Origin of the sequence: Actinomycetospora aeridis, from assembly GCF_037400275.1 — a bacterium.
Lineage (GTDB): Bacteria > Actinomycetota > Actinomycetes > Mycobacteriales > Pseudonocardiaceae > Actinomycetospora > Actinomycetospora aeridis.
The window spans coordinates 979,460-995,948 of the sequence record NZ_JBBEGL010000001.1; the positions used below are offsets into that span (position 1 = coordinate 979,460).

General features: G+C 74.2%; 17 protein-coding genes. 10 read left to right on the forward strand and 7 right to left on the reverse strand.

The window, feature by feature from the left end; all coding sequences use genetic code 11:
• Nucleotides 1–139: 139 nt before the first annotated feature.
• Nucleotides 140–1,342 (forward strand): cytochrome P450, encoded by a 1,203-nt coding sequence (locus WCD41_RS04560; protein WP_337712173.1) that lies wholly within the window; start codon nt 140–142, stop codon nt 1,340–1,342.
• Here WCD41_RS04560 and WCD41_RS04565 read toward each other — a convergent pair.
• Entirely contained in the window at nt 1,285–2,250 is a 966-nt protein-coding gene (locus tag WCD41_RS04565) for a LysR family transcriptional regulator (protein ID WP_337712174.1), read from the reverse strand. The two genes, WCD41_RS04560 and WCD41_RS04565, sit on opposite strands and share 58 nt — an antisense overlap.
• 99 nt (nt 2,251–2,349) lie before the next feature.
• Here WCD41_RS04565 and WCD41_RS04570 point away from each other — a divergent pair, with 99 nt between their 5' ends.
• The 7 genes from WCD41_RS04570 (at nt 2,350) to WCD41_RS04600 (ending at nt 9,209) form a co-directional block, all read left to right on the forward strand.
• Complete coding sequence (locus tag WCD41_RS04570; protein WP_337712175.1) at nt 2,350–3,492, forward strand: LLM class flavin-dependent oxidoreductase; 1,143 nt, start codon at nt 2,350–2,352, stop codon at nt 3,490–3,492.
• On the forward strand, nt 3,489–4,346 hold the full coding sequence (locus WCD41_RS04575; RefSeq protein ID WP_337712176.1) for a fumarylacetoacetate hydrolase family protein: 858 nt from the start codon (nt 3,489–3,491) through the stop codon (nt 4,344–4,346). The genes WCD41_RS04570 and WCD41_RS04575 overlap by 4 nt, the downstream gene beginning before the upstream one ends.
• Nucleotides 4,343–5,257: an ornithine cyclodeaminase family protein gene (locus WCD41_RS04580; RefSeq protein ID WP_337712177.1), complete on the forward strand. Its 915-nt coding sequence runs from the start codon at nt 4,343–4,345 to the stop codon at nt 5,255–5,257. The genes WCD41_RS04575 and WCD41_RS04580 overlap by 4 nt, the downstream gene beginning before the upstream one ends.
• Entirely contained in the window at nt 5,254–6,174 is a 921-nt protein-coding gene (gene dapA / locus WCD41_RS04585; protein WP_337712178.1) for a 4-hydroxy-tetrahydrodipicolinate synthase, read from the forward strand. The genes WCD41_RS04580 and dapA overlap by 4 nt, the downstream gene beginning before the upstream one ends.
• A 22-nt stretch (nt 6,175–6,196) precedes the next feature.
• Nucleotides 6,197–7,336 carry a cupin domain-containing protein gene (locus tag WCD41_RS04590; protein WP_337712179.1) on the forward strand — a complete coding sequence of 380 codons (1,140 nt, stop codon included), beginning with the start codon at nt 6,197–6,199 and terminating at the stop codon, nt 7,334–7,336.
• Nucleotides 7,337–7,365: 29 nt separating this feature from the next.
• On the forward strand, nt 7,366–8,499 hold the full coding sequence (locus WCD41_RS04595; RefSeq protein ID WP_337712180.1) for a cytochrome P450: 1,134 nt from the start codon (nt 7,366–7,368) through the stop codon (nt 8,497–8,499).
• A 95-nt stretch (nt 8,500–8,594) separates the two neighbouring features.
• A complete protein-coding gene (locus WCD41_RS04600; protein WP_337712181.1) occupies nt 8,595–9,209 on the forward strand; it encodes a L,D-transpeptidase in 615 nt (204 codons plus the stop codon).
• Between the two features lie 49 nt (nt 9,210–9,258).
• Here WCD41_RS04600 and WCD41_RS04605 read toward each other — a convergent pair whose 3' ends face one another.
• The 5 genes from WCD41_RS04605 to WCD41_RS04625 all read right to left on the reverse strand — a co-directional run bounded on the left by WCD41_RS04605 (nt 9,259) and on the right by WCD41_RS04625 (nt 14,174).
• Nucleotides 9,259–10,662: a DUF1996 domain-containing protein gene (locus WCD41_RS04605; protein WP_337712182.1), complete on the reverse strand. Its 1,404-nt coding sequence runs from the start codon at nt 10,660–10,662 to the stop codon at nt 9,259–9,261.
• A 298-nt stretch (nt 10,663–10,960) separates the two neighbouring features.
• Nucleotides 10,961–11,239 carry a hypothetical protein gene (locus WCD41_RS04610; protein WP_337712183.1) on the reverse strand — a complete coding sequence of 93 codons (279 nt, stop codon included), beginning with the start codon at nt 11,237–11,239 and terminating at the stop codon, nt 10,961–10,963.
• Nucleotides 11,240–11,292: 53 nt separating this feature from the next.
• Nucleotides 11,293–11,931 (reverse strand): DJ-1/PfpI family protein, encoded by a 639-nt coding sequence (locus WCD41_RS04615; RefSeq protein ID WP_337712184.1) that lies wholly within the window; start codon nt 11,929–11,931, stop codon nt 11,293–11,295.
• Between the two features lie 31 nt (nt 11,932–11,962).
• Nucleotides 11,963–13,876 carry a S9 family peptidase gene (locus WCD41_RS04620; protein WP_337712185.1) on the reverse strand — a complete coding sequence of 638 codons (1,914 nt, stop codon included), beginning with the start codon at nt 13,874–13,876 and terminating at the stop codon, nt 11,963–11,965.
• 67 nt (nt 13,877–13,943) lie between these two features.
• Nucleotides 13,944–14,174: a hypothetical protein gene (locus WCD41_RS04625; RefSeq protein WP_337712186.1), complete on the reverse strand. Its 231-nt coding sequence runs from the start codon at nt 14,172–14,174 to the stop codon at nt 13,944–13,946.
• Nucleotides 14,175–14,239: 65 nt separating this feature from the next.
• On the opposite strand from WCD41_RS04625, the gene WCD41_RS04630 reads away from it, so the two are divergent.
• Nucleotides 14,240–14,989, forward strand: a complete 750-nt coding sequence (locus WCD41_RS04630) for an enoyl-CoA hydratase/isomerase family protein (protein WP_337712187.1) — start codon at nt 14,240–14,242, stop codon at nt 14,987–14,989.
• 81 nt (nt 14,990–15,070) lie between these two features.
• Nucleotides 15,071–15,766, forward strand: coding sequence for a DUF3159 domain-containing protein (locus tag WCD41_RS04635; protein WP_337712188.1), 696 nt, complete (start codon nt 15,071–15,073; stop codon nt 15,764–15,766).
• 4 nt (nt 15,767–15,770) lie between these two features.
• Here WCD41_RS04635 and WCD41_RS04640 read toward each other — a convergent pair whose 3' ends face one another.
• Nucleotides 15,771–16,430: a TetR/AcrR family transcriptional regulator gene (locus WCD41_RS04640; RefSeq protein WP_337712189.1), complete on the reverse strand. Its 660-nt coding sequence runs from the start codon at nt 16,428–16,430 to the stop codon at nt 15,771–15,773.
• Nucleotides 16,431–16,489 lie beyond the last annotated feature (59 nt).

Genomic DNA, 16,489 nt, shown 5'->3' on the forward strand with positions numbered 1-16,489 from the left:
GGGCGATGATCAGAGCAGGCACGCCGTGACTGGGCAACCCATCACGATCCGGCGATGTGTTCCTCGTGTTTCCGGTATTGGTGCTGATGGATCGTGGGCTCCTAGCGTGGGGTGCTCCCCGCGACCGAGGAGCCACCCCATGACCGCGACGCTGGATCTCGACGATCCCGACTTCCTCACCGGCGACCGCCACGCCGAGTACCGGGCGATCCGTGACCAGGGCGCCGTGCTCGCCGTCGGCGATCCCGATCATCCGACGCATGTGCTCACCCGCTACGCGGACACCCACGCGGTCCTGCGCGACACCACCGGGCGGATGCAGCCCGAGGGCCAGGACGCGCCGGCGTGGATGCCCGAGGGCCCGGCACGGCGACGGCTGCGGGCCAACATGGTGCAGACCGACCGGCCGGTCCACACGCGCCTGCGCGGTGTCGTCGCGCCGCTGTTCACCGCGCGGCGGGTCGAGGAGCTCCGGGCGGCCGCGGCGGCGGAGGTCGCCGACGAGCTCGGCGCGCTGACGGCGTCCGGCGGGCGGTTCGACGCGGTGTCCCAGCTCGCCGCCCGCGTGCCCCGCGGCGTGCTGCGCCTGCTGATCGGGATGCCCGACGAGGACTGGGAGCCGATGCTGCGGACCCAGGTCGACTTCCTCATGATCTTCTCGCCGTTCCCGCTCGACGCCGGGCGCCAGGCCCGCCTGGACGAGGTCTCCGGGTTCTACCTCGACTACTTCGACGGCCTGCTCGGCCGCACCACCGCGCCGACCGACCTCGTCCGTCGCCTGCTCGACGCCGAGGAGCGCGGCGAGCTGTCCCGCGACGAGGTGCTCTCGCTGATGCACACCGTGCTCGACGCCGGCTTCGAGACCACCCGCACGTCGATCTCGAACGTGATCGAGCTCTTCGCGACCGTCCCGGGCCTGTTCGCGGAGGTCCGCGAGGACCCGGCGCTGGTCGTCCCGATGGTCGAGGAGACGCTGCGCCTGCGGGCGCCGGTGCAGGTGGTGCCCCGCATCCTCACGGCGGAGTACGTGGCCACGGACGGCACGACGATCCCGGCCGGGGCGACGACGCTGTGCGGGATCGGGTCGGCCAACCTCGACGAGCGCTGCTTCGACGCCCCGGAGCGGGTGGACCTGACCCGTCCGAACGCGTCCCGGCACCTGGCGTTCGGCGGCGGCCTGCACCACTGCGTCGGCGCGCCGCTCGCCCGCATCCAGCTCCAGGAGACCGTCGCTGGCCTGGCCCGTCACGCCGCGCGCATCGAGCCGGACGGCCCGTCCGAGCGCTACCCGTCGCTGATGTTCCCGTCGCTCGCGACCCTGCCGGTGCGCGTCGGCTCCTGACGCTTGCTCGCGGCGACGTCCCGCAGTGCCGCGACGGCCGCACGCTGCAGCGGCGAGAACCAGCTCGTGTCGCGGGAGAACAGGCCGATGCCCTCGGTGAGCTCCGCGTCCCGGAGGCGGACGGCGCGCAGGCGGCCGGCCGCGACGTCGTCGGCGACGCAGTAGCGGGGCGCGAAGAAGACCCAGCCGTTCGCGGCCACGGCCGCCTTGAGCGCCTCGGCGTGCCCGAGCCGGATGACGTAGGACGGGGCCGGCAGGCCATGGGCGCGCAGCCGGTCGTCGAGCACGCGCTCGATCGCGACCCCGGCCGGCACCCCGACGATCGGGAGCGCGAGCGTGTCGGCCAGGTCGACCTCGTCGCCGTCGGGCGGCCCGCCGGGCGCCGCGCAGAGCAGGATCTCCTCGTCCCAGAGCTTCTCCGCCTGGACGCCCGCCGGCGGGACGTCGTCGTACCAGGTGGTGACGGCGAAGTCGACCTCGCCGATCTCGACCCGGCGCATCGCGACCGCCGGCTCGCTGATCGAGATCGTGATGTCGGCGCCCGGGCGGCCGCGCCGCAGGTCGATCATCAGCGGCGGGATGAGGTACGTGCCGATCGCCATGCTCGTGGCGACCGCGAGCGACCCCGCCGTGCCGGCGTCGAGGTCCTCGATGTCGCGCTGGACCTGCGCCCCGCTGGCCAGGACCTCCTTGGCCCAGGCGTAGAAGCGCGTCCCCGCCTCGGTCAGCACGATCCGGCGACCCTCTCGCACGAACAGCGGGGCCTTCACGGCCTTCTCCAGGGTCCGGAGCTGGGCCGACACCCACGGCTGCGCCACCTGGAACCGCTCGGCCGCCCGCGTCACGCCGCCCTCGTCGACCACCGCGCAGAACATCTCGAGGCGGCGCAGCTGGGACGAGAGAGTCATACGAGAAAGCTTATCCGAGGGTCGAGTTACTCGTCATGGTGCTATGTGTTCCAGCTCTCTAGCGTCGGGAGCGCACCACCACGGACGAGGAGGTCTGCGATGCATCCGCTGCTCAGCGGCAACACGCTCAAGCTCGGGCTGTTCTGCACGAACGGATCGGGGGCGTCGCAGACGCTGGTGCCCGAGGCGCACGAGATGGACTGGGCCCGCTCCGTGCGCACCGCGCGCGCCGCCGACCGCGCCGGGTTCGAGGCCGTCGTGCCGTTCGCGCGCTGGAAGGGCTATCCGGAGGGCCGCCCCGAGCACCGGTCGGGGCGCGTCATGGAGCCGTTCACCTGGGCCGCCGGCATCGCCGCGGCCACGGAGGACATCGGCGTGTTCGCCACGTCCCACGCGCCGACGATGCACCCGATCGTCGCGGCCAAGCAGGCGGCCACGGTCGACCACATCTCGGGCGGGCGGTTCGCGCTGAACGTCGTCGGCGGCTGGAACCGGCCGGAGCTGGAGATGTTCGGCGCGCCGATGCGCGAGCACGACGAGCGCTACGACCACCTCGCCGAGTGGCTCGAGGTGATCCGCAGGCTCTGGGCCGAGACCGACGAGTTCGACTTCCACGGCCGCTTCTTCGACGTCGTCGGCGGCGTCTCGCAGCCCAAGCCGGTGCAGCCGACGATCCCGATCATGAACGCCGGCGGGTCGCCGCGCGGGATGCGCTTCGCCGCCGAGCACGCCGACCTGTGCTTCGTGATCGTGCAGTCCGAGGAGGAGGACGCGATCCGCGCGCAGATCGAGGGCTACCGGCGCATGGCGCGCGAGGAGTTCGGCCGCGACGTGCGGCTCTGGACCCACACCGTCGTCGTGCAGCGGGACACGGACGCCGAGGCCGAGGCCTACCTCCGGCGCTTCTCCCAGGAGTTCGAGGACGTCGAGAGCGTCGACGCCTGGATGCGGCTCCAGGGCGCCAACACCCAGGTCGTGCCGCCCGAGGTCATGGCCGCGATGCGCCAGCGGTTCGCCGCGGGTGCCGGGGGCTTCCCGCTGGTGGGCACCGCGGAGACGATCGCGCAGCGCCTCGGGATGCTCAGCGCCGCGGGCATCGACGGCACCCTGCTGACCTGGGTCGACTACGACGCCGGGATCGCCGACTTCACCCGCGACGTGCTGCCCCGCCTCGAGCGGGCCGGTCTGCGCGCACCGGTCGGGGCCACCGCGGCCACGCGCGAGCCGGTGGCCGCGGGATGAGGATCGCCCGCTTCCGCACCGGTGCCTCGTCCGGCTTCGGGGTCGTGCTCGGCGACGGCCCCGACCAGCGGGTCGCCCGCCTCGACCACCGGGTCCCGTCCTTCGAGGCCTTGCTCGCCGACCCCGTGACCCCGCGGCCCGACGACCCCCGCGTGCCCGTCGCCGACCTCGCCTGGGAGCCGCCGATCGGCGACCACCCCAAGGTCGTCTGCGTCGGCTTCAACTACGCCGCGCACGCCGCCGAGTCCACCCGCGCCCCGGAGGAACCGGCCCGCCCGACCCTGTTCGCCCGCTTCGGCGACTCCTTCGTCGGCGCCGGCACGCCCGTCGTGCGGCCGGCCGGCGAGGACTCCCTCGACTGGGAGGGCGAGGCGGCGCTGGTCATCGGCCGCGCCGGCCGGCGCATCCCGGCCGCCGAGGCCTGGTCGCATGTCGCCGGCGTCACCGGCGTCGCGGAGAACAGCGTCCGCGACTGGCAGCTCCACTCCACCCAGGCGACCGCCGGCAAGAACTGGCACCGGTCGGGTGCCGTCGGGCCGTGGCTGACCACGACCGACGAGGTCGGCGACGGACCGCTCCGCGTCACGACCCGACTGAACGGCGCGGTGGTGCAGGACGACACGACCGACCACCTGACCTTCTCCTTCGCCGAGCTCGTCGCCTACGTCAGCACGTTCACGCCACTGCGCCCCGGCGACCTCATCGCGACCGGGACGCCCCGGGGCATCGGGCTGCGGCAGGACCCGCCGCGGTTCCTGCGCCCCGGCGACGAGCTGGAGGTCGAGGTCTCGGGCGTCGGGATCCTGCGCCACGGGGTCGTCGACGAGCCGGTGCTCGCGGGGGTGGGGGCATGAGGTCCTGGACCGAGGACGACGTCCGCTCGGGGCCCACCGTGCCTGCGGTGATCGACGCGCTGGAGCGCGTGCTCACCCACGAGGCCGACGGCACGGCGTGGAACGTCGACAAGACGATGAGCACCTGGCCGGTCGGGACCGGACGCGGCAGCGCGCACGCGCTCGGCGCGGTGGACCTCACCGCCGACCTGACGATCTTCAAGACCTGGGTGAACACCCCGGCCGGGGCGAGCGCGCTGATGACGGTGTTCGCCGCCGCCGACGGGGCGACGCTCGGGGTCGCCGAGGCCGGCGCCGCCGGTGCGCTGCGGACCGCGGGCATCGCCGCGGTCGCGACGCGGTGGCTCGCCGACCCCGATGCCGACGAGCTCGCGGTGCTCGGCGCCGGGCGCCAGGCGCTGCGGCAGGTCGAGGCCGTCGCGGCGGTCCGCCCGCTGCGCCGGGTCCGGCTCTGGAACCGCACGGCCGCCGGCGCGGAGGCGCTGGCGCGGAAGGTCCGCGACGAGCTGGGCCTGCGCGCCGACGTCGCGGCGAGCGTCGACGACGCGACCCGCGACGCCCCGGTCGTCACCGCCATCACCCGGGCCGACGAGCCGTTCCTCGAAGCCCGGCACCTCGCCGCCGGCGCGCACCTCAACGCCGTCGGGGCGATCCTGCCGACCCACGCGGAGCTCGCCCCCGACGTGCTCGCCGCGTCCGCGCTCACCGTCGTCGACAGCGAGCCGAACGCGCGCCGCGGGTCGCGTGAGCTGGGCGAACGGGACGACTGGGGGAGCGTCCACACGCTCGCCGAGGTCGTCGCGGGCAAGGTCACGCGGCCCGCGGCGCCGCGCCTGACGGTGTTCAAGCCGATGGGTATGGGCCTGTCGGACCTGGCCGTGGCCGGGCTGCTGGTCGGGGACCCGTCGTGAAGTGGCGCAGCGACCCGTCCCGGATCCGCGGCTCGATCGCCCCGGTGATCACGCCGTTCGCCGCGGACGGCACGCTCGACCTCGCGTCCCTGCGCGGCCTGGTCCGCTGGCAGCTCGCGTCCGGGGCGCACGGCGTCTCGATCGGCGGGTCGACGGGGGAGCCGTCGGCGCAGTCGGCCGCCGAGCGGATCGCCGCGATCCGCGCGGTGGCCGCCGAGGTCGACGACGCCGTGCCGTTCCTGCCGGGCACGGGGTCGGCGAAGCTCGACGAGACGCTGGAGATCACGGCGGCCGCCCGGGAGGCCGGTGCGGACGCCGCGCTGGTGATCACGCCCTACTACGCGCGGCCCACCCAGGAGGCCCTGTACCGCTGGTTCGCGACGGTGGCGGGCGAGTTCCCCGACCTGCCGATCGTGCTCTACAACGTGCCCTCCCGGACGGCGGTCGACGTCGCCCCGGAGACCGTGGCCCGGTTGTTCCGCGACTGCGACAACGTCGTCGGGGTCAAGGAGACGACGAAGGACTTCGAGCACTTCTCCCGGGTGCTGCACCTCTGCGGGCGCGACCTCATGGTCTGGTCGGGCATCGAGCTGCTCGGCCTGCCGCTGCTCGCGCTCGGCGGCGCCGGGTTCATCTCGGCGGTCAGCAACCTCGCCCCGTGGGCCGTCGCGCGCATGTACGAGGCGTGGGAGGCGGGCGACCACGAGACCGCCCGCGAGCTGCACTACGGGCTGCATCCCCTCGTCGACCTGCTGTTCGTCGAGACCAACCCGGCGCCGGCGAAGTGGGTGCTGGCCCGGGAGGGCCGGATCGCCTCCGACCACGTCCGCCCGCCCCTGATCCCCCTCACCGACGAGGCCCGCCCGCGGGTCGACGCGCTGCTCGCGCAGGGCGCGGCCCTGCTCGAGAAGTCCTGATCATCTCCGGAAGGAAGTCCCCATGAGCCTCACGGACACCCGTCCCGACACCGCCACGCGCATCGTCGACGTGAGCGGCGACGCCGCGTCGACGCCCCGGCCGTGGGCGCCGCTCAAGGTGTCGCGCGCCGAGATCGAGGCCGAGATCGAGCGCCTCGCCGCCGCCCCCCGCCCGGCCAACGGACGCCGCGGCAGCCGGATCGTGCACCCGTCCGCGGTGTCCCCGGGCCTCGGGCTCGCCCCCGGGGTGGCCGTGACGATCGAGGTGCTCAACCCGGGGGAGGAGACCGCGCCCCTGCGGGAGAACGCGCACCGGGTCGAGATCGGCATCCTCGGGAGCGGGCGCATCGAGGTCGCCGACTCCCACGTCGACCTCGCGCACCTCGACGTCGCGAACCTCCCGTCGATGCAGCCGTTCCGGTTCGTCAACGACGGCGGCGAGGTCTGGGCCCGGCTGAGCTACTCCAACGCCCCGCTGCTGGAGAAGCTCGGGGTGCACTACGCCGAGGACCTGCCGCTGACCTGGCGGCCCTCGCCGGCCGACGCCCCGGCGGCGGCGACCGCGGACAGCGAGAAGGTCGCCTACACCCGCGCGACCGCCCCGGACATCGCGATCGGCGACCAGGGTGCGCGCCTGCGCGGCTACGAGTTCCTCGTCGACATCGAGGTCGTCGAGTCCCGCGCCCTGCACTGGCCGTGGGCCGAGGTGGCGTCGCACCTGTCGACCGAGGTCGGCGACGGCAAGCGCACGATCATGGCGCTCTACAACCCGGCGACCCAGCGGCGCCAGGGCGCCACGCACAGCTTCTTCGTCACGGCGTCGGGGATGCCGGCGGGCCGCCCGTCGCGGCCGCGCGGGCCGGGGCACCGCCACTCGTCGGTCGCGATCAACTACCACTTCGCGGGCTCCGGCATGAGCACCGTGGACGGCCAGGACATCACCTGGGAGGCGGGCGACCTGCTGCTCTCGGCGCCGGGCTGGCTCGAGCACGCCCACTACGAGGGGCCCGAGGGCCTCGCCGTCTACACGGTCCAGGACCACCCGCTGCACATCGGCATGGAGTCGCTCGTGTGGCAGGAGAAGATGGACGGGCCGGTGCTGGCGCTGGGGTCGGAGGCGGGGCAGACCGGCTTCGTCGGACCCCGCGAGGCCGGGGAGTGAGCCCCGACTGGGACCCGTACGACCCGTCGTTGACCGAACCCGGGGTCTGGGACCTCTACGCCGCGGCGCGGGCGGCGGGCCCCGTCGCCCGCTCCGGGCGCCGGGGCGGCTTCTGGGCCCTGACCGGCTACGACGACGTCCGCGCCGTCCTGCGTGACCCGGGCACGTTCTCGTCGGCGTCGGGCCACCGCATCCCGACCGACGGCACGCAGCGCTCCATCCCCATCGACTTCGACCCGCCGCGGCACACGGCCTACCGGCGGCTGATGGGGCCGGCGCTCTCGACGGCGCGGGTCCGGCAGATGCGCCCGTTCCTCGAGCGCACGATCGCCGACCTCGTCGGGACGTTCGCCGCGCGCGGGGGCGGGGACTTCGTCCGCGAGGTCGCGCTGCCGCTCCCGCTCGCCGTGCTCACCGAGCTCGTCGGGTTCTCGCCCGCCACGGTCGAGCAGTTCCGGGAGGTCACCGAGCAGACGTGGTCGGGGCTGACGGCGGACGGCGAGGCGGTCGACTTCGCCGGAGCCTTCCGGCGCATCTCCGAGCTCATGGCGGCCGAGCTCGCCGCGCACCGTGCGCACGGCGGCGACGACTTCGTCGCGGCGTTGCTCAGCGCCCAGGTCGATGGGCGCGAGGTCGACGAGGACGAGCGCATCAGCATCCTGGCGACGTTCGCGGTGGCGGGACACGAGACGACGATGAACGCGGCGAGCACGCTGGTGGCCCTGCTGCTCGAGGACCCGGCGCGCCAGGAGCGGCTGCGCGCCGACCCGTCGTCGGCGCGGGCGTTCGTCGAGGAGATGCTGCGCCACCGCAGCCCGGCCCAGAACTTCGCGCGTCGCGCCACCTGCCCGGTCACCGTCGCCGGTCAGCGCGTCGAGGAGGGCGACGCGGTGCTGCTGTCGTTCGCGGCGGCGAACCGCGACCCGGCGCGCTTCGCCGAGCCCGAGCGTTTCGACCCTGGTCGCGACGCCCGCGGGCACCTCGGCTTCGGGTGGGGCATCCACCTGTGCCCGGGCGCGGCGCTGGCGCGCACGGAGCTGGCGATCCTGCTGACCGAGCTCTGCGCCCACCCCCCGCTGCGCCTCGCCGGGGAGGTCACGTGGAGCAGCCTCCAGGGCGGCAACCACCTGGGTCCGACGCGCCTGCCGGTCCGCATCGGCTGACCCGACCGTCACCCGGTCGGCGGATGGAGCGGTCGCCGTGATCCGCCGACTCAGGGGTGGCGGGGTCGTCTCCCCGTCGCGGAGGAGGACGCCCCATGAGCTCGACCCCGGCGCGACACGGCCGTCACCGGCTCGTCGTCGCCCGCAGCGCCGTGCGCCGGCACCCGGGCCGCGCGGCCGGCGTGCTGGGCGCGGTGGCCGTCGCCGCGGGCACGGCCCTCGCCGTCCCCGCCCTGGCGGCGCCGGCGGCCGAGAGCCCGGAGCGCAGTGCGGTGGCCCAGGCCACGCACGCCGAGGCGCTCGTGCCGGGGACGCCGTGCTCGGTGTCGGCGCGGGCGTGCGTGGACCTCGAGACCCAGCAGGCGTGGCTGATCCGCGACGGTGAGGTCACCCGGGGCCCGATGCGGATCGCGTCCGGCGGCGAGGGGCGCGCCACTCCGGTGGGGCACTCCCTGCGCGTGTACCGCAAGGAGGCCGACCACGTCTCCGGGGAGTCGCGGACGGCGGACGGCCGCCCGGCGCCGATGCCCTACGCGGTGTTCTTCGCCGACGGCGGGATCGCCTTCCACGGCGGTGACCCCTCGCGCTCCTCGGCGGGCTGCATCCGCATGGAGACCGACGACGCGAGGGCGACGTTCGAGGACCTGCAGAACGGCGACAAGGTGCAGGTGGTCAACGGCTCCGAGGAGCGGGCCGCCCGCCGGGGCTGACGACCCGCTCCTCGTCCCACCGCCCGGTCAGCGGCTGGTCAGCGCCTGATCACCCGCCGGTGCCGTCGCGGGTGATGTCCGCGCAGCGCAGGTTCTCGTTGATGCACTCCGCGCCCCGACGCGACTGCTCCTCGGTGGCGATGTTCTCGTAGTCGGAGTGGTCGGTGGTCGGGCTGTGCTGCTCGTTCGGGAAGCTGTCGATCGAGAACGCCCGGCCCTCGGGCTGGTCGTACGTCAGCGTGATCCGCAGCGCCGGGACGGGCACCTCGTCGCGCTCGCAGTTGCCGCGCTCGTCGGGGTAGCTCATGTGAGAGCGCAGGTCCTCGGTCTCGAGGTTCTCGCCGTCCCAGCAGCTCGGGTAGTCGAGCATGCGCACGAGCCGCGAGCCCGGCCCGCAGATCGGGTACCGGTCGGTGACCCGCTGCTCCTGCCCGGTGCAGGTGTACTTGGCGTTCGCGTTCTTCTGGTCCTGGGCGCCGGCCTTGGCGTTGCCCATGATGATCATCAGGTGCGCCGGCATGGCCTGGACCGGCCGGTCGCCGTGCCCGCGGAACGTCAGCTGGGCCGACCGCGGCGTCAGGATCGAGCCGACGTTGCCGTCGAGGCTGCCGCCGTCCCGCCCGACGTCCGGGCCGGTGCCGTTCAGGTCGCGGAGCACGGGCCAGAAGAACGTCGACTGGTCGCCGTTGCCGCACGACGTGGCGCCCTCCTGCAGGGAGGTCTCGTCGGAGTCCGCGTCGGTGGTCCGGTTGCCGACGTAGTCGTGCACGTGCTGCGCGCCGTTCCGCTTGCCCGGGGCGGCCATGTAGTTGTCGGAGTTGTTGTGGTCGCTGACGCCGCAGTCGACGGTGTAGGACCCGCCGCGGAACTGCCCGCCGTCGCCGATGTTGCCGCTCGGCTCGACGTCGGCGATGGCGACGTAGTCGTCCTCGCCGGCCGGGGCGATCTGGTCGCGTCCCGGGAACGGGTCGGCGGCAGCGGCGGCCTCGGCGGCGGCGCCCCCGCCGTCGCCCCGGACCTCGCCGACGTCCTCGGCCGGCCGCTCGCGGTCCATCCGGTCGCTCCGGCGGTCGTCCCGGCCGTCCTGACCGTCCTGCTGGCCGTCCTGCTCGCGCTGCTCGTCGGAGGGGGCGTCGGACCCGCCGTCGGCCTCGTCCTGCGCGTCGCCGTCGCCGGTCTCGTCGGTGCCGCCGGAACCGTCGGCGTCGTCGGAACCGTCGGCGTCGCCGGAGCCGTCGGCGTCGTCACCGCCGGAGCCGTCGTCACCGGAGTCGTCGGCGTCGCTACCCGAGTCCTCGCCGCCGGTCAGGGCGCTGAGGACGCCGCCGCCCCCGGAGTCGTCGGCAGCGGCCGAGCCGGCCACCACGACGACGCCGAGGGTGACGAGCAGGGCTGCGACGGCCGCGATGAGGCGCGCCGGCAGGCTGGAGCGATGTCGTCCGCGTCGGGGCACGGGAACCTCCTGAGGGGGCCCGCGGCGTCGGGGGACGGGGGAGCTCGTCCGGGTCCCGACGCGCGCGGGCAGGGGTGTCCAGCGGGTGGGTGTCGGCGGAGCCCGGGCGGCGGGATGCGAGGGGGAGCGTCGCCGCCCCGGCTCCGACGGCGACGAACCTAGGGACACCGGGGTTCCGAGATCGTCTACCTGAGAGCCCGGAGGCGTGGGCGCCGCCCAGAGGATCGATCCGGGCGCTGAACAACGCCCGGTATGAGCCGGACGTCGCAATCCGGCGTCCGAGTGCCCGTGGGATCTCTCAGGTCCGCCCGAGCACCCTGAGGGCGGCCGCGGCCAGTCCCGTGAGGAGCAGGAACCCGCCGGCGAGCACCGGGAAGATCCAGGATCCGGTCAGCGCGAACACCACGAGCCAGGCGACCGCGAACGCGGACGTGGTCCACAGCTGGAACACGTACCGGCGGCGTTCGTCGGGGCGCACGCGGCCGGCGAGCCGGCTCCCACCGTCGTCCCGTCGCGCGGAGGCGGACAGGGCCCGGCGACGCGCCGCGGCGGAGCGATCTCGTCGGGGGTCGTCCACGGGCGCACGGTACCGGGACCTCGCCGTCGGGGGGTCGTGGTCGATGAGCCCGATCAGCGACGCGCGGTGCGGTACTCCGCGACGCGGGCCATGACCTCCTCGTCGACCTTGTCCGGGTGGCCGGCGTCGAAGGGCGGCTCGGGGTCGTACTCCACGAACACCTGCGCGGCCCGGGCGGCGACGTCGTCCTCGAGGAGCGCCACCAGGCGGATCGCCATGTCGATCCCGGACGAGACGCCGGCGGCGGTGAGGATCCGCTCGGGGAGGTGCTCGACCACCCGCCGGCGCACCGGCACCGCCCCGAGCTCCTCGAGCGTCCCCACCGCGCCCCAGTGCGTGGTCGCGGTGAGCCCGTCGAGCAGCCCGGCCGCGGCCAGCAGCAGCGCGCCGGTGCAGACCGACGTCGTGTACCGCGTGCCCGGGTGGACGGCCCGCAGCCACGCCAGCAACGGGTTCTCCTCGAGCAGCGCCCGCGTGCCGAAGCCGCCCGGCACGATCACGACGTCCGGGGCGGGGACCTCGGCGAACGTCGCGTCGGCGACGACGCCGAGGAACCCGTTCTCCGTCCGGACCTCCCCGCGCTGCTCGCCGACGAACACCGGCTCGACCTGCGGCAGCCGCTGCACCACCTCGTACGGGCCGATCGCGTCGAGCGCGGTGAAACGGGGGAAGATCGGGATGGCGACCTGCACGTTGGCTCCTCGGGTGGTCGGGAGACGGGGGTCAGAGACGGTCTCCCCCCAGATGCTGCGCGAAATGCTGCTCGATGGCCCGGTACAGACGGAACTGGTTCTCCGGGTTCGCGAAGCCGTGGCCCTCGTCCTGCGCGACCAGGTACTCCACCGGCACGCCCCGCCGGCGCAACGAGGCGACGATGTTGTCGGACTCCGCCTGCACGACGCGCGCGTCGTTGGCGCCCTGCGCGACGAGCAGCGGTGTGCGGATCCGGTCGACCATCGTGATCGGCGACCGGGCCCGCATGTCGGCCTCCTGCTCCGGGTCCTCCGGGTCGCCGACGTACCGGTACCAGTTGTTGATCATGCTGGGCCGGGCGAACGGCGGCAGCGTGCGCATGAAGTTCGCGAGGTCCGAGATGCCCACGTAGTCGACCGCGGCGGCGAAGAAGTCGGGCGTCACCGTGACGCCGACCAGCGAGGCGTAGCCGCCGTACGAGCCGCCGTAGATGCCGATGCGGTCCGGGTCGGCGACACCCTCGTCGACGGCCCAGCGCGCGGCGTCGATGAGGTCGTCGTGCATGGTGCCCGCGAGCTCGCCGATCGCGGCGGTGATGTGCCGGCGCCCGTAGCCGCTCGACCCGCGGAAGTTGACGTGCAGCACGGCGTAGCCGCGGTTGGCCAGGAACTGCGACTCCGGGTCGTAGCCCCACGTGTCGTGCGCCCACGGCCCGCCGTGCACCACCAGCACCAGGGGCAGCCGCTCCGCGGGCAGCCCGACCGGCAGCGTCAGGAAGCCGTGCAGCGGCAGCCCGTCGCGGGCGGGGAAGCGCACCGGCGTCATGGGCGCCAGCTCGTCCGGGCCGATGTGCGAGAACCCGCGGAAGAGCATCCGGCTCTCCCCGGTCTCGCGGTCGTGGAGCCACGTGACGCCCGGCTCGCGGTCGTGGACGAAGATCGCGAGCCAGTACCGCTCGGCGTCGTCGGACAGCGCGGAGTGCAGCACCCCGTCGGACAGCGCGGACAGTGTGGCGACGAGGTCGGCGTAGGCCGGGTCGACGACCTCGATCCGCGCCCGGTCGCCGACGAAGCGGGCGGCGATCACCTCGCGCGTGCGGGCGCTCTCGAACACCGTGGAGGGCAGGAGGCCGGGCGCCATCATCCCCATCGTGTCCAGGCTCGCCCCGTCGACGGCGGCGACGACCGTCTCCTCGCCGGTCTCGCGGTCGATGCGCACGAGCCGCAGGTCGTCGGAGTCCTGGTAGAGCCCCAGCAGCAGGCCCGACCCGTCCGGGGTGACGATCTGCGGCTGCACGCCCAGCGGGTGCTCGGGCCCGCCGACCCGACGCAGGAGCCGTGCCTCGAGGGTCTCGGGGTCGACCGCGGAGAACTCGTACGCGCCGTCCTCGGTCAGCGTCGAGAGGAAGACGGGGCGCCCGTCGCGGTCCGTGAGGTAGCTGGACCGCACGTCGGGCTGCTCGTGGAGCAGCGTCGTCGCGCCGGTCGCGACCTCGACCCGGAACGCGTCGAAGAACATCGGCCGCTGGTTCATCCAGACGATCAGCGCCCCGGGGTCCGAGGGCAGCGGCTCGGCCCCGACCACCCGCGACCCCGGCGGCAGCGGCGTCAGGTCGACGGCGGGCTGCTCGGGGGCGGTGAGGTCCACGCGGAACAGGTGCCAGTCCTCGTTGCCGTCGGTGTCCTGCTGGTAGAGCAGCCAGCGCGGGTCGTCGGTCCAGCGGTAGGTCTTCACGCCGCGCCGCCTGTCGTGGGTGACGCAGACGGCCTGCTCGTGGTCCTCGTGGAGGCCGCGCACCCAGACCTGCGTCCGGCCGTACTCCGGCGCGAGGTAGGCGAGGCGCGTCCCGTCGGGCGAGATCGTCGCGTGGGCGAAGTCCGGGTTGTCGAAGTAGTCCTCGACGTCCCGGAGCCGGGGTCGGGTGCTGGTGGGCGTCTGCGTCATACCGACCAGCCGACGGTGTGCCGTCACGGCATGCTCAAGCGGCTGTGGCCGGGGTCTCAGTCGGGTGTCAGTCGGCTGCGTCGCGCAGCGCCAGCACCACCCGCATGACCCGCTCGACGGCGGCGTCGAACAGCGCCCCGCGCAGCTCGCCGCGGTCGGAGAGGTTCTGCGCGGCGAAGTCGACCGTCCGCTCCGGCCCGAGCCGGCGCACGAGCAGGGCCGCGACCTCGTCGAGGTCGAGGCCGGGGTGGTCGAGCCGCGTCAGGGCGAACTCGACGATCAGCTCTTCGTCGGACACGGTGACCTCCTCCCCATCCATCATGCGGGGGCTCCGGGCCCTCGGGAACCCACCGGGAGCGTGGCATGGTCCGCACCGAGCGCGCCGACGGCGTCCTGCACGTCACCCTCGACCGGCCGGAGAAGCGCAACGCGCTGCGGCGGGTCGACATCGAGGCGGTGACGCGGGCGCTGGGCGCCGACGACGGCCTCCGTGCCGTCGTGTTCCGCGGCGCCGGGGACCGGGCGTTCAGCGCCGGAGTCGACATCGGCGAGTTCCTCGCCCTCGACGGCCCGGAAGCGGCGCGCGCGTTCATCGCCGCCCTGCGCGACATGCTCGCCGCGGTCCGCCGCATCCCCGCCGTCACGATCTGCGCGATCGACGGGCCCTGCCTCGGCGGCGCCTTCGAGCTCGCCCTCGCCGCCGATCTGCGGGTGGTGACGACCCGGGCCCGGTTCGGCCTGCCCGAGGTCCGGCTCGGCATCCCGTCGGTGATCGAGGCCGCGCTGCTCGCGCCGTTCGTCGGCCTGGGGCACGCCAAGGAGATGATCCTGACCGGCGACGTGTACGCGGCCGACGCCCCGCAGGTCGCCGCGCTCGCCGGGCGCCCGGTCGCCCCGGAGGACCTCGAGACGGCGGTGACCGACCTGCTCGGGCGGGTCGGCGGGCACACCCGGACCGTCGTCGCGGCCCAGAAGGGGCTCTTCGAGACCTGGCAGGACCAGCCGTTGTCGGCGGGCATCGACGCCAGCGTCGACGTGTTCGCGGGCGTCTTCGCCGCCGAGGACACGCGCGCGGCCCTCGCGGCGTACCGGAGTTCCCTGGGTGCCGGGTGACCCCGGCCACACCGGATTGAGTCGGCCGCAACGTCACACCTTCTCCTGGGTCCGGTCACCCCGACGCAGCAGGAGGACGACATGATCACCGAGCACGAGCGTGACGCCGTCACCGCGCCGGTGCCGGTCGCCGGGCCGCAGGACCCCACGACCGCACTGCCCACCTCGCCGGGGAAGGCGATCCTCGCCCAGATGGGCGGCTGGCCCGGGGTCGTCTACACCAACGTGCCCGCGATCGTCTTCTCGACCGCCACCGCGTCGCTCCCCCTGCTGACCAGCCTCGCCATCGCCCTGGGCGCCGCGATCGCCCTGGCCGTGCTCCGGCTGGTCGTGCGCAAGGAGACGCTGGTGTCCGCCTCCGGCGGCATCATCGGCGTCGCGGCCGCCGGCGCGATCACCGTCTGGACCGGCTCGGCGCGCGACTTCTTCCTCGTCGGCATCTGGATGGCGTTCGCGGCCACCCTCGTCCTGGTAGCCACGCTGGTCATCCGTCGGCCCCTGACCGGAATGGCCTGGGGCTGGCTGTACGGCACGCAGTTCGACTGGCGCGGTGACCGCCGCTCCCGGCGCGCCCACGTCGTCGCCACCGCGTTCGCCGCCGTCGTGTTCGCCGGGCGCTTCGCGGTCAACCAGACGCTCTACCTCGCCGACTCCACGGGCGGGCTCGCGGCGGCCAAGGTCGTCACGGGGTTCCCCTTGACGGCGCTCATGGGCCTGGTCGTGATCTGGGCGTTCCGTCGCTCCACCCAGCGTCTCATCAAGGGCGCCCGGACCTGACCGTTCAGTCCGGCGGGGCCCCGGCCGCCAGGGCCCCGTCGAGGACGGTGTCGAGCACGGCCTCGAGCTCCGAAGCGAGGTCGAAAGGCTCCGGGTCGACCGCGACCCACCGCATCACGGCCGAGAAGTACCCGAGGGCCAGGAGACGGCCGACCTGCTGCGGGGTGGCCGAGGGGGCGAGCGTCGCCTCCGCGTCGGTCAGGAGCTCCGCGAGGTCCCGCGAGAGCGGGTGGTCGAGCAGGATGTCGGTCTGGCGCACGCCCATGGGCATGATCGCCGTGGTCTCCACCCGGGTGGCGACGTTGACCTCGGCGAGCGCACGGAAGTAGCTCGCGAGCAGCGTGCGCGCCGGCTGGCGCGTCCGGTCCGAGTCCTTGAACGACTGCGCGGCCTGCTGGCGGCGCCGCAGCGTCCACTCCTCGAGGAAAGCCATCTTGCGCGGGAAGTGGTTGAACACCGTGGTGCGCGCCAGACCGGCGCGCTCGGCGATGTCGTCCATGGAGGTCTCGTCGAAGCCCTGCTCGACGAAGAGCTCCACCGCGGCGTCGAACATGCGGTCGCGGCGCTCGGTGCGGCCCCGCGTCCGGCGGGAGGGCGGCGGCCCGGGAGCGGCGCCGGAATCCGCCACGAGCTCGCGGATCGTCGGCGCGGTGTCGAGGTTCATCGCCCCCAGTACACCACGAGCACACACGAACCTGTACTCGGGTCTTGTTTCGTGACGGC

Coding starts and splice junctions, on each gene's coding strand:
- WCD41_RS04560 (WP_337712173.1), top strand. CDS start 140: ATGACCGCGACGCTGGATCTCGACGATCCCGACTTCCTCACCGGCGAC.
- WCD41_RS04565 (WP_337712174.1), bottom strand. CDS start 2,250: ATGACTCTCTCGTCCCAGCTGCGCCGCCTCGAGATGTTCTGCGCGGTG.
- WCD41_RS04570 (WP_337712175.1), top strand. CDS start 2,350: ATGCATCCGCTGCTCAGCGGCAACACGCTCAAGCTCGGGCTGTTCTGC.
- WCD41_RS04575 (WP_337712176.1), top strand. CDS start 3,489: ATGAGGATCGCCCGCTTCCGCACCGGTGCCTCGTCCGGCTTCGGGGTC.
- WCD41_RS04580 (WP_337712177.1), top strand. CDS start 4,343: ATGAGGTCCTGGACCGAGGACGACGTCCGCTCGGGGCCCACCGTGCCT.
- WCD41_RS04590 (WP_337712179.1), top strand. CDS start 6,197: ATGAGCCTCACGGACACCCGTCCCGACACCGCCACGCGCATCGTCGAC.
- WCD41_RS04600 (WP_337712181.1), top strand. CDS start 8,595: ATGAGCTCGACCCCGGCGCGACACGGCCGTCACCGGCTCGTCGTCGCC.
- WCD41_RS04620 (WP_337712185.1), bottom strand. CDS start 13,876: ATGACGCAGACGCCCACCAGCACCCGACCCCGGCTCCGGGACGTCGAG.
- WCD41_RS04630 (WP_337712187.1), top strand. CDS start 14,240: ATGGTCCGCACCGAGCGCGCCGACGGCGTCCTGCACGTCACCCTCGAC.
- WCD41_RS04635 (WP_337712188.1), top strand. CDS start 15,071: ATGATCACCGAGCACGAGCGTGACGCCGTCACCGCGCCGGTGCCGGTC.
- WCD41_RS04640 (WP_337712189.1), bottom strand. CDS start 16,430: ATGAACCTCGACACCGCGCCGACGATCCGCGAGCTCGTGGCGGATTCC.